9 protein-coding genes are annotated in these 12,384 nt (G+C 35.8%); 8 read left to right on the top strand and 1 reads right to left on the bottom strand.

Going from position 1 to position 12,384, the window contains the following annotated elements; translation table 11 throughout:
* The first annotated feature begins 2 nt into the window (after positions 1–2).
* Genes xerA through VYM24_RS13330 form a run of 8 tightly spaced genes read left to right on the top strand, consistent with a single transcriptional unit; the run spans position 3 to position 10,706 of the window.
* Complete coding sequence (gene xerA / locus VYM24_RS13365) at positions 3–995, top strand: site-specific tyrosine recombinase/integron integrase (protein WP_299089508.1); 993 nt, start codon at positions 3–5, stop codon at positions 993–995.
* Between the two features lie 53 nt (positions 996–1,048).
* The gene (locus tag VYM24_RS13360) at positions 1,049–1,708 is read left to right on the top strand and encodes a restriction endonuclease subunit S (protein ID WP_320976719.1); all 660 of its coding nucleotides are present in this window, start codon (positions 1,049–1,051) and stop codon (positions 1,706–1,708) included.
* A gap of 5 nt (positions 1,709–1,713) precedes the next feature.
* A complete protein-coding gene (gene rhuM, locus VYM24_RS13355) occupies positions 1,714–3,105 on the top strand; it encodes a RhuM family protein (protein ID WP_320976718.1) in 1,392 nt (463 codons plus the stop codon).
* 32 nt (positions 3,106–3,137) lie between these two features.
* Positions 3,138–4,298 (top strand): restriction endonuclease subunit S, encoded by a 1,161-nt coding sequence (locus VYM24_RS13350; RefSeq protein WP_330940235.1) that lies wholly within the window; start codon positions 3,138–3,140, stop codon positions 4,296–4,298.
* Positions 4,299–4,312: 14 nt separating this feature from the next.
* Positions 4,313–4,870: a restriction endonuclease subunit S gene (locus VYM24_RS13345; RefSeq protein ID WP_330940234.1), complete on the top strand. Its 558-nt coding sequence runs from the start codon at positions 4,313–4,315 to the stop codon at positions 4,868–4,870.
* A gap of 4 nt (positions 4,871–4,874) precedes the next feature.
* Positions 4,875–5,501, top strand: coding sequence for an abortive infection family protein (locus VYM24_RS13340; protein WP_007665953.1), 627 nt, complete (start codon positions 4,875–4,877; stop codon positions 5,499–5,501).
* A gap of 4 nt (positions 5,502–5,505) precedes the next feature.
* On the top strand, positions 5,506–7,575 hold the full coding sequence (locus VYM24_RS13335; RefSeq protein WP_330940233.1) for a DUF262 and DUF1524 domain-containing protein: 2,070 nt from the start codon (positions 5,506–5,508) through the stop codon (positions 7,573–7,575).
* Between the two features lie 2 nt (positions 7,576–7,577).
* On the top strand, positions 7,578–10,706 hold the full coding sequence (locus VYM24_RS13330; protein ID WP_330940232.1) for a type I restriction endonuclease subunit R: 3,129 nt from the start codon (positions 7,578–7,580) through the stop codon (positions 10,704–10,706).
* Between the two features lie 246 nt (positions 10,707–10,952).
* Here the strand turns inward: VYM24_RS13330 and VYM24_RS13325 are convergent, their stop codons facing one another.
* The gene (locus tag VYM24_RS13325) at positions 10,953–12,311 is read right to left on the bottom strand and encodes a transposase (RefSeq protein ID WP_330940231.1); all 1,359 of its coding nucleotides are present in this window, start codon (positions 12,309–12,311) and stop codon (positions 10,953–10,955) included.
* Positions 12,312–12,384: the final 73 nt, after the last annotated feature.

Raw genomic sequence — 12,384 nt, 5'->3', positions numbered from 1 at the left:
GTATGAAAGAGAAATTAATTCAAGAGATCAGCAATGCAATGACAGATGTTTTAAGTATAGAACAATTGGTTCAATTAAATGGTGTTCTGCTTCAAATAGTAAGTAAATATACCATTATGAAAGATGGTGAAAAGATGCACGAAGACACTGCAACCAACGACCGACTACTTGAAATCTTTTTGTCGGCTAAACAAGTTGAAGGATGCACAACTCCCACAATTAAATATTACAGTTCTACAATTAAACAACTCTTAAAAAAGATGCCAAAAAAGGTAGTAGATTACTCTACAGAAGATATCCGCGCCTATTTAGCAGTATTTCAGCGCAAGAATAAGTCAAGTAAAGTAACAATTGACAATATTCGACGTATCTTCTCCTCATTTTTTGCTTGGCTTGAAGAAGAAGATTATATTATCAAAAGTCCGATTCGTAGAATTCATAAAGTAAAAACCGGTACACAAGTCAAGGAAATATTGACCGATGAGAATATTGAACACCTTCGTGACAATTGCATTAAAATCCGTGATCTCGCTATGATTGATCTTTTAGCATCTACCGGTATGCGTGTTGGTGAATTAGTAAAGTTAGACCGTGAAGATATCAACTTCAATGAACGCGAATGTATTGTTTTTGGCAAGGGAAATAAAGAGCGAATAGTGTATTTTAATGCACGAGCCAAAATACATTTACAACAGTACCTTAGTACCAGAAAAGACCGGAACAAGGCACTATTTGTTTCTTTAGCCAAACCACACAACCGTCTACAGATATCAGGAGTTGAAACTCGATTACGCAAAATTGGGCGTCAAGCCAAGATTGTCCGTGTACATCCACACAAATTTCGACGTACATTAGCTACAATGGCAATTGACAAAGGAATGCCGGTAGAACAAGTGCAAAAATTACTCGGACACGTAAAAATAGATACAACTATGCATTATGCAATGGTTAGCCAAAATAATGTAAAACTATCACATCGCAAATATATCAATTAATGAATGTAAATCATATTACATATTATAGCAGGTGTCATTTACCACATAAAAACATGCCGATAAATGATAATTTAGAGCAGCAGGCACAGGCCTGGCTCAATGAACTACTTGACAGATATACAGATAGTACAACTGTATTAATTCACGAAATTGCAGAAATTAACCCTAAGCGAAATTTAAGTAAAGGTACATCTGCAAAGTGCATTGAAATGGCAAATATTCCAACTACAGGCAGTTTTCCTAATGGATGGATAGAAAAAGAATACAATGGTGGTATGAAGTTCTGTAATGGAGACACTTTGATAGCTCGGATTACTCCTTGCCTTGAAAATGGAAAGACTGCTTTCATCAATTTCCTTGATAAGAATGAAATCGCATATGGATCCACAGAGTATATAGTGATCTCAGCTAAAAGCAATTATTCTTCAGCATTCTTCTATTTTTTAGCTCGTAATCATGATTTTGTAGACTATGCTGTTAAAAATATGAACGGAAGTAGTGGACGTCAAAGGGTTTCAGGAGATACAATCGGCAAATACAGAATTCCTGTCATTCCACGTGAAAAGCTTGAATCATTCACTAACCATGCTGAAATTGCATTAAAAACAATTAAAAACAATTCCCTTCAAAATATGCGATTATCAATGATTCGTGACGTATTATTGCCAAAACTCATGTCTGGTGAATTAAAAGTTAATGATTTAAATAGTTAACACATATGGAAGAGAATAAGATACCTGAAATGCAACCCCAACTTGAGCTAATAAAAAAGTACAATCAAGATGGAAAGGAATATTGGACTTCGCGTGATTTATGTGGAGCTATGGGTTATACGACCTATTACAGATTTACTTCTGTAGTAAAAAAAGCTATCGCGATTGCTCAAGCAAAAGGAATGGATATAAACGACCATTTTCACCTTACTGTAGAAATGGTTAAACTTGGTTCCGGAGCATACAGAAATGTAGAAAATTTCCATTTGTCAAGAATGGCTTGTCTTATCATTGCTGAAAATGCAGACTCCAAGAAAGCATTAGTACAACAAGCGCGTATCTTTTTCAAAAATCAGACAAGTTTATTTGAGCTAACCTCCAATAATCTATCTTCCAATATCTTATTCTATAAAACAAGTCAGGGAGAAGTAAAAATAGAAGTGATATTCAATAATGAAACCTTCTGGATGTCTCAAAAGCGAATGGCTGCTCTTTTTGGCGTAGATGTAAAGACAATCAATTATCATTTAGGGCAAATATACGAGTCTGGAGAATTGCAAGAAGAAGCAACTATCCGAAAAATTCAGATAGTTCAGCAAGAAGGAGAAAGAGAAGTTGAACGTTCTCCTATGTTCTATAATCTTGATGCAATCATTGCTGTAGGGTACCGGGTAAATAGTTACCAAGCCACTCAATTCAGAATTTGGGCTACCGGAGTTCTAAAGGAATTTATCGTAAAAGGCTTTGCTATGGATGACGAACGCTTAAAACAAGGCCGCCATTTCGGAAAAGATTATTTCGATGATTTACTGCAACGTATCCGTGAAATCCGCACTTCCGAACGCAGGTATTACCAGAAAATAACAGATGTATATGCTGAATGTAGTGCAGATTACGATGCTAAATCAGAAATAACCAAACTGTTTTTCAAAATGGTACAAAATATGATGCATTGGGCAGTAACCCACCATACAGCAGCAGAATTAATCTACAATCGTGCTGATGCTGAAATGCCCCACATGGGGTTGACTACGTGGAAGAAAGCCCCTGATGGAAGAATACAAAAGTCAGATACAATAGTTGCCAAAAACTATCTGTCAGACAAAGAGGTATCACAGTTAGAACGTCTATCATCCGCTTTCCTTGATTTTGCAGAGTTAAGAGCAGAGCAACAGCTCATCACGACCATGTATGATTGGAAAAACAAATTAAGCAATTTCCTGGCAATAAGCGACTATGAGGTTCTAAAACATTCCGGCACAATATCTAATGAGGAAGCACAAACGAAAGCTTTCTGTGAATATGAGAAATTTAAACTCATACAAGATCGTGAATATTTGTCAGATTTTGACAAAGAACTAAAACGTCTAAAAGATAAAGGACTTTTTAATGACTAAAATTAATAATTTGAACCGCTAAATTCTCATTTATGGAAGAGATAAAAATAAAAAAGTTGGGAGATATCTTAAATTTTAGACGTGGGCATGATTTACCCAAATCTATAATGCAAGATGGTACGATACCTGTTGCTGGTTCTAATGGGATAATAGGGTATCACAACGAGGAAACTTCAATTCATCCTTGTATTACTATAGGTAGAAGTGGAAATGTGGGAACCCCATATATCTACGATAGATGTTGGGCTCATAATACAGTTTTATATGTAGATGACTTTAAAGGCAATGACCCTGAATACCTTTATTATCTTCTAAAAACGTTACCATTATCTTCATTTGGAGGAGGAAGTGCAGTTCCTACATTAAATCGGAACCATATACACCCAATCGAAATCAAATGTTTTGAAAATATTAAAACGCAAAGACAAATAGTTTCGTTACTCAAATCTCTCGACTCTAAAATCGAGCTTAATCGCCGGATAAATGATAATTTAGAGCAGCAGGCACAGGCGCTATTCAAGTCTTGGTTTGTGGATTTCGAGCCGTTCAAGGGCGGTAAATTCGTTGAATCAGAGCGTGGAATGATTCCCGATGGATGGCGTGTTGACCGTCTTGATTCTGTTTGTGATGTAATTGGAGGAGGAACACCATCAAAAGTGAATCTTGAGTATTATTGTAAAAATGGTATTGCTTGGATTACACCTAAAGACCTATCAAATACTCAGGCTAAGTTTACTTCTCATGGAGAAATCGATATTACAAAAATCGGTTACTCAAATAGTAGTGCAAAAATGATTCCTAAAGGAAGTGTCCTTTTCTCCTCAAGGGCTCCAATTGGCTATATCTCAATTGCCTCAAATGAACTTTGTACAAATCAAGGATTCAAGTCATTAGTACCACGAATTGCAGGCACTGGGTATTTATATCTTTATCTAAAAGAAAACACGGTTGTCATTGAAGCTCAAGCTACAGGATCAACATTCAAGGAAGCAAGTGGCAGCTTAATGAAGGCGCAACCTATTGTGATACCCAATAGTACAGCATTATTGTCTGAATTTGAGTCTATTGTCAGACCAGTGTTTGATTATCAAGAATCACTTGAATTTGAAAACCAGAATCTTGCAGCGTTAAGAAACTCGTTGTTGCCGCAACTGATGTCTGGAGAGTTAAAAGTAAATGAAATGAACCGCTAAATTCTCATTTATTTATGGAAGAGATAAAAACATATACATTAGAGGAACTAACAAAAGGTAGAGGTAATTATGGAATAGCAGCATCAGCTGTACCATATAATCCTTCTTTACGCACTTATTTGAGAATAACTGACATTAATGATGATGGAACACTTAATAAGTCTAGCATGATGTCTGTTGATGAGAAAAATGTAGATGCCTTTCTTTTAAAGCCTAATGATATTGTATTTGCAAGAACAGGGAATAGTATAGGGCGCTCCTATTTTTATGACGGTTCTGATGGTGAACTCGTATATGCAGGATTCCTTATAAAATTCTCTTTAGATGAAACAAAAGTAAATCCTCGTATTTTGAAGTATTACACCCATTCAAAGTTGTATTATGATTGGGTTCATTCTTTTGATACAGGTGGAACGCGAGGAAATATCAATGCTAAGACTTATGGAGCAATGCCGATTATGTTACCTTCACGAGGTGTTCAAGATAAAATCGTTAATATTCTTAAATCTCTTGATGACAAAATCGAGCTTAACCGCCGTATAAATGATAATTTAATCAAATCAGTAGCATAATACAATGCATTGGATTCGAGAACATATAAATAAAATTCCAAGCTTTAGCAGCTTTGAGAGCCATATTGCAACGATCGAAGTAAGTGTTGATTCGAATCCAGCACTATGTATTGAAACATGTAAAAGTTTAATCGAAGGTATCTGTAAAACCATTCTGACTAATCAAGATATCAACTATACTGAATATGATAAATTTAATACAACAGTAAAAAGAACAATTGAATGTTTAATAACTCAAGATGAACCTTATAAAGAAGAATTAATCGAGCTTGGGAGAAGGATAGCTTCAGTTTCTCAAAAACTGGCAGAAATTAGGAATAATTCTGGTTTTGCCTCGCACGGGCAAGATATTAAACATATCCCAATAAATTCTACTCTGTCACTTCTAGCATATAAAATAACAGACGTTATTGGAGGTTATATTATGCATTACTATATAAATTACGCATCAAAAAGAGACTCTCGTATTCATTACGAAGATTGCCAATCATTCAACGAGTTATTTGATGATGAAAATCCATTAGAATTGGGGGGAGTTCTTCTATCTGCTTCTGAAGCATTATACAAGCAAGATTATCAAGCATATAAAGAAATATATTTTAGTTTTTTAGATAACCTGGAAAAAAAATAATATTATGGATATTTCAAAAGGAAGTATATACGAATTATTAAATGGTAAATATCAATTTGTAGTACCAGTCTATCAGAGAAAATATAGTTGGCTAAAAGATGTACAGTGCGACAGATTATGGAAAGATATCGTCAATATGGAAAAACAGTCAAAGCGACACCATTTTGTCGGTTCTATTGTTACGATATCCGATGTAAATGTCCCGATGGGAATACACAGATACCAAATAATTGATGGGCAACAACGAGTCACTACATTAACAATTCTAATGATAGCCTTACGTGATCATTTAAGAGAGGCATCAAGTGAAGAAGTTGATGAAGATACTCTCACTTATTATCTTTTAAAAAATGATCATCAAAAAGGTTATGACCGTTACAAACTTCTTCTGAATGACAATGATCGTGAAGTACTTATTAAACTTATAGATGTATGTCCGATTAATGAAGATACGCAGTCTAATATCCTCAATAATTACATTTACTTCAAAGAGAAAATTGCAGGAAATGAACTAACGCCAGCTCAAATATACAATTCTATCGCAAAGCTTCAAATTGTGAATATTACATTGAAACGCGAAGAAGGTGACGATCCACAACTTATCTTTGAAAGTCTAAACTCAACAGGTATGGATTTATCAGAATCAGACCTCATACGTAACTATATCCTTATGGGTATGACTAACGATGAACAGAAAGATATATATGTAAATTATTGGCAGCCTATGGAAAATGCTTTCCCCATTGAAAAGCGTTCCGAATTAATGGATAAGTTCTTTCGTGATTATCTTACCATGAAATTAGCCTCTATTCCAAATAAAGAGCAAGTGTATGACAGTTTCAAATCTTATTGCATCAACACTGGCGTATCCAATAATACCAAAGAACTGGCAGAAGATTTATTTTTTTATGCACAATGTTATAATGAAATTTCTGCAAATACTTGTTCTGACCCAGAGTTACATGCTATCTTCATAGACATCCGCATAGTAAAAATGGAAGTTGCATATCCACTACTTCTTAAAGTGTATGGCGATTATAAGAATAATGTTATATCAAAAGCTGATTTTATTGCTATTCTGAGATTAACAGAGTCCTATGTTGTCCGACGTGCTGTTTGCGAAATACCAACAAGCTCATTGAATAAAACATTTGCTACAATGCGTAACAATATTAAAATCGATGATTATTTAAACTCAATTAAAGTTGCATTCCTTTCTTTGGAAACTTACAAACGTTTTCCAACCGATGAAGAATTTAAACGGAAACTCCAAATAAAAGATATATATACAATGAGAAGCATCAATTATATTCTTGTCAAACTGGAGAACTACAACAACAAAGAACCTATATCATTCACTGGATTCACCATTGAACACATAATGCCACAGAATGACAATCTAAAACCGGACTGGGTTAGTGCTTTAGGTGAAAATTGGAAAGAAGACCATAAGACTTACCTGCATCGCCTTGGAAATCTTACTCTCACTAAATATAATTCAGAAATGGGAGACCGCCCCTTCTCTGAAAAACTTTTAGTTCTAAAACAAAGTGCGACTCATACCTTAAATAAGTATGTAGTTGAACAAAATATTTGGAATATTGATACTATTGAAGAACGTACCAAACAACTTTGCGATTATTCTATTGATATATGGAAGTTTCCCGCAGTTTCACAGGAAATCATCTCTACTTATCTCAAACAATCAGAAGAGCCTACAACGAAATACAGTATAGATAACTATGATTTTTCTAATGTTTTCGTCAAGATGCTTTATACAAAACTTGATGAAGCCATCATGGCCTTAAATCCAAGTATAAAACGAGAGTTCAAGAAGTTATATATAGCATATAAATATAGAACGAATTTTGTCGACATCATTATCCAAAAAACAAGATTAAGATTAACTATAAATATGGATTTTGATGGAGTGAATGACCCATGTGGTATTTGCAGAAATGTTACAGACATAGGTCGTTGGGGAAATGGAGATGTCGAAATAAGCTTTGACTCTCTCAGTCTATTAAATCAAACTATAGATATCATAAAGCAATCACTGAATAAACAAATATAACTATGTCATTTACAGAAGATAACTACGAAAAAGCACTAATTACTCTTTATAAGAATTTAGGTTATCAATATCTATATGGTCCTGACATTGCGAGAGACTATTATACTGCTTTTTATGAAGAGCAATTAGTTAATAGCTTAGCAAAGATTAATCATACAAAGTCTCACTCTGCCATTGATGAAGCCATAATTAAATTAAAGAATATTGAGACTGGTAGTTTGGTGCAAAAGAACGAGCTTTTCATGGATTATCTTCAACACGGAATCGAGATATCTTATCACGACGGAGTTAAACAACATAACGATATAATTTATCTGATTGACTTCAACAATGTCTACCGTAATGACTTCCAAGTAATCAACCAGTGGACTTTCGTTGAGCATTCAGAGAAACGTGCTGATATTATTATTTTCGTTAATGGTCTACCGCTCACTATTATTGAATTGAAATCTCCGTCACGAGAGGAAACCGATGCTTCTGAGGCCTATCGCCAATTGCGCAATTACATGAAAGAAATACCCTCACTATTCATTTATAATGTTTTCTGCATTATGAGTGACATGGCATGTTCAAAAGCTGGCACAATCACAAGCAAAGAAGATCGTTATATGGAATGGAAAACCAAAGATGGAATATATAAAAGTGAAGAATTCATTGACTATGACGTATTTTTTGAAGGTATATTTATCAAAGAACGCTTCATTGATATTATCAAGAACTTCATTTGCTTCTCAAAAGATGAGTTAGGGGCTGCAAAGATACTGGCAGGCTATCATCAATATTTTGCTGTAAAAAAAGCTATTGAACGTACCCAAAAAGCCATACAAGGAAATGGAAAAATCGGTGTATTCTGGCATACGCAAGGTAGTGGAAAATCACTGTCAATGGTATTCTATGCCCACCTTTTACAGGAAGAACTGTTCCAACCTACCATTATAGTAATTACCGACCGCAATGATTTGGATGACCAACTTTATACTCAGTTCTCCAAATGCCGACAATTTCTTCGTCAAACGCCTGTACAAGCCAAAAGCCGGGAGGATTTAAAATCACTTTTATCCGGTCGCGAAGCTAATGGCATTATCTTTACTACAATGCAGAAATTTGAAGAATCGGAAGAAGCTCTCTCACTACGCAGAAATATCGTAGTCATGACTGACGAAGCCCATCGTAGTCAATATGGCTTTGAGGAAAAAGTAGATGAAAAGACTGGTAAGATTTCAATCGGAACAGCAAGAATTATCCATAATTCCCTGCCTAATGCTTCATTCATAGGATTTACCGGTACACCTATTTCCACTAAGGACCGTGATACTACCGAAGTATTCGGAGACTATATCGATATCTACGACATGACCCAAGCTGTAGCTGACGGTGCTACCTGTCCTGTATTCTATGAATCACGAGTGATCAATCTTAACCTTGATGAAGAAACGCTTAAGGCAATTGATGATGAATATGAATTACTTGCTTCAAAAGGAGCAACAGATGAACAGATTGAAAAAAGTAAAAAGAAAATGTCTCACCTTGAAGAAATACTCGGTGCGCCATCAACAATAGATTCCCTCTGCCAAGACATTTTGAAACATTACGAAGAAAATCGTCAGTTCGAACTAACTGGCAAAGCGATGATTGTCGCTTACTCCCGTCCAATCGCAATGAATATCTACCATAGATTGCTTGAACTGCGTCCGAATTGGGATGAAAAGATAAAAGTGGTTATGACGGGAAATAACAATGATCCGGAAGAATGGCATGACATTATTGGCAATAAACAATACAAAAAAGAACTTGCCAAGAAGTTCAAGGACAATGATGATCCTATGAAAATAGCTATTGTCGTAGATATGTGGCTCACTGGATTTGATGTTCCATCGTTAGCAACAATGTATGTTTACAAACCTATGAGAGGTCACAATCTTATGCAGGCAATAGCTCGTGTAAATCGTGTATTCAATGGTAAAGCCGGAGGGCTTGTGGTCGATTATATAGGTATTGCTAAAGCACTAAAAGAAGCGATGCGCGACTATACAGGCCGTGATCGAGATAATTTTGGTAATCCCAATATTAAAGAAACAGCATTTCTCAAATTTAAAGAGAAATTAGAAATCTGCCGTGATATATTTCATGGATATGATTATAGTGAATTCCAGAATGGAACAGACTACGACCGTGCACAACTCATTAAGGGTGGGGTAAACTTTATCATAGCGCCAGAAAGAAGCGAGAAGATGCAACATTTTCAAAAAGAAGCAATACTTTTACATAACTCTATTACTCTTTGTCGTAGCTTACTCAATGACAAACAGCGATTTGAGGCAGCATTTTTTGAAACAGTACGCACCTTATTATCAAGAATGACTAGTAAAGGTAAAGTGACAAAACAAGAAATTAATGCTCGCATCGGCGAGCTACTCAAACAAAGTGTTAAAAGTGACGGGGTAATAAATTTGTTCTCAGATGTAAAATCTGAATTCTCCTTATTTGATACAACTTTTCTGGATGAAATATCCAAAATGAAAGAAAAGAATATTGCCATTGAATTATTAAAGAAACTCTTAGCAGAAAAAGTAAAAATCTATCAGAAAACAAATCTGATTCAAGCTGAAAAGTTTTCTGATATGCTAAACCAATCATTATCAAATTATCTAAAAGGTTTACTGTCTAATGAAGAAGTTATTCAAGAGTTACTAAAACTTGCGACAGAAATTTCCCAATCAGAAATTGAAGGAAATGAATTGGGACTTACTGCCGAAGAAAAGTCTTTTTATGATGCTTTGACACAACCAAGAGCTGTACACGATTTCTACACCAATGAACAATTGATTGCAATGACTAAAGAATTAACAGAAGAGCTTCGTAAAAATCGTACTATTGATTGGCAAAAAAAAGAATCAGCAAGAGCAGGAATGAGAAAGATGATTAAACGGCTTCTGAAGAAGTATAAATATCCACCAGAAGAAGCGGCAAATGCTTTAGAAACTGTAATTCGCCAATGTGAGCAGTGGAGTGATAATTCATCGGAAGATTATTCGGCGAATAACAATGTCAGAATATATGATTTCCAAGAAAACTCATATTCTATTGCAGCTGAACCACAAGCTGAATATAATAAGTATCCAAAAGCATAAGCAGACTATAAAGATTTACTTAGGGATATTCAGTAAATGTCCCTCTTTCTTATAAATTAAGAGAACAGTTTTACTTTACGTGAGCTTTTCTCTTAATTTTTTTGTGTAAAGTCTCAAGTCTTCTATCTTTTTAATAGAATATTATTTACATATTCTTATTTTTTCTTCCCAACGGTACATTATGTATATGTCTTTTTAGGGGAAGTTAAAACCCTCTCCTCTTTTCTTCTTCTTCTTTTAGTCTGATTATGCAGCCGTTCTTTTTTTCTTTTCGACCTTTTCTATCATAGATACCGCATTGGCCGTATGTATTCCAAAGAAAATCCAAAGTATTTCCGTTTTCCTGTTTCTGGCTTTTATTCTGGCCAGTGAGTAATGTTGTTTCTGTGTTCCAAAACTTCCTTCCAGACGGGTAGCCCTCTCACGGCTGAGTTCCGACCGTAAGATTTTCCGAAGTGGCTCATCTTTGGCAGCTCTTCCCTTACGCTTAAAAGAAGTACTTATATGATATTTAGTACAAAATTTCCGGTTGGCATTATTAGCATAGATTGAATCCGCTGCAAGCGCCTTAACCCTGACCTTGGTCAGTTGTTGTTGCAAATGAATACAGTCTTTCAAACGTACTCCTTCGTTAAAAGCCTTAAAGGAGATATGCTCTATGAAGGAGATTCCATCTATCTGTATATTGTTGACCTTGGCTCCGAACTCAACGGATTTGGTTTCCTTGCCTCTGATAATGGGGCGAAGGTAATGCCGGTCGATACTCACGATACGGTTGGACACTTTTTTGCCTGCAAATAAATTCTTCCCTTGCTCAAGGACCGTCTGTATGACCGAGAAACGTCTTTGGTAATCAGAGGATAGTGTAAGCCTGTGCCTGTAGGATGAATGAAGATGCTCCAGCTGGTCCAGTAACTTTTCCAATAACTGAAGTAGCCTGCGTTTAATCATACGGGTCTGTGATTTCCTGCGTTTACGCAGTTTACTGTAAGCAAGGTAGGCACGGCTTACATCAAGATACTTGTTACGGGGACGTTGTATGTGCAATGTACGGCAATGTTTGCACAGATGGCGATGAAGCCATACAATACCTTCCCATAAGAGTTTGACATCAGTAGGAAAGCGCAAATGACTTTCATAACAGGTGGCATCGGTCATACAGACATGAAGGTTCTCAAGATAAGGTTTCCAATGCTCAGCCAGAATAAGCTGGAGGGACTCAATATCAAGGCGGTCCGCTAGTTCCTGACGAATCGCACTGACGATTTTAGGATTGGTCAGTGGATGAAGAGGATCAATCTGAACACCACAAAATAACTGGTAATGAATATTACCGTTTAAATGCTCAATCAGTTGTGCATCGGAAAAGTTGGTATAGGACTTCAGGACCATCAAGGCTATTTTACCTTCGGGAGAAAAATAACTTTTACGACCCAAAGCAGAGGACTTCAAATGCATTTGTCGGGCCAGTTCCGAGAAAGGAAACAGGGCATGGAGGCGACCTAATTCGCTCGTTGCAAAACTTTGACGATATTTTTTTAGCATATCGAACTCGGTAAAACCTAAACAAGGTTCGATTTCGGATATTTTTTGTATCTTTACCATGTGTTTTTAGTTTAGATTACCCCCGTTTTGGCCGTCAAACCGTTTTTTGGGGGGAATGCTTAAAGATACAAAA

Origin of the sequence: Bacteroides sp. MSB163, assembly GCF_036416795.1 — a bacterium.
Classification (GTDB): domain Bacteria; phylum Bacteroidota; class Bacteroidia; order Bacteroidales; family Bacteroidaceae; genus Bacteroides; species Bacteroides maternus.
The sequence above is the reverse complement of the archived record's forward strand: the minus strand, read 5'-3'. Positions and strand labels throughout refer to the sequence as shown.

Bases quoted from the DNA above. Each gene is read 5' to 3' on its own strand.
- VYM24_RS13335 (WP_330940233.1), top strand. From the start codon at position 5,506: ATGGATATTTCAAAAGGAAGTATATACGAATTATTAAATGGTAAATAT.
- xerA (WP_299089508.1), top strand. From the start codon at position 3: ATGAAAGAGAAATTAATTCAAGAGATCAGCAATGCAATGACAGATGTT.
- VYM24_RS13345 (WP_330940234.1), top strand. From the start codon at position 4,313: ATGGAAGAGATAAAAACATATACATTAGAGGAACTAACAAAAGGTAGA.
- rhuM (WP_320976718.1), top strand. From the start codon at position 1,714: ATGGAAGAGAATAAGATACCTGAAATGCAACCCCAACTTGAGCTAATA.
- VYM24_RS13360 (WP_320976719.1), top strand. From the start codon at position 1,049: ATGCCGATAAATGATAATTTAGAGCAGCAGGCACAGGCCTGGCTCAAT.
- VYM24_RS13330 (WP_330940232.1), top strand. From the start codon at position 7,578: ATGTCATTTACAGAAGATAACTACGAAAAAGCACTAATTACTCTTTAT.
- VYM24_RS13350 (WP_330940235.1), top strand. From the start codon at position 3,138: ATGGAAGAGATAAAAATAAAAAAGTTGGGAGATATCTTAAATTTTAGA.
- VYM24_RS13325 (WP_330940231.1), bottom strand. From the start codon at position 12,311: ATGGTAAAGATACAAAAAATATCCGAAATCGAACCTTGTTTAGGTTTT.
- VYM24_RS13340 (WP_007665953.1), top strand. From the start codon at position 4,875: ATGCATTGGATTCGAGAACATATAAATAAAATTCCAAGCTTTAGCAGC.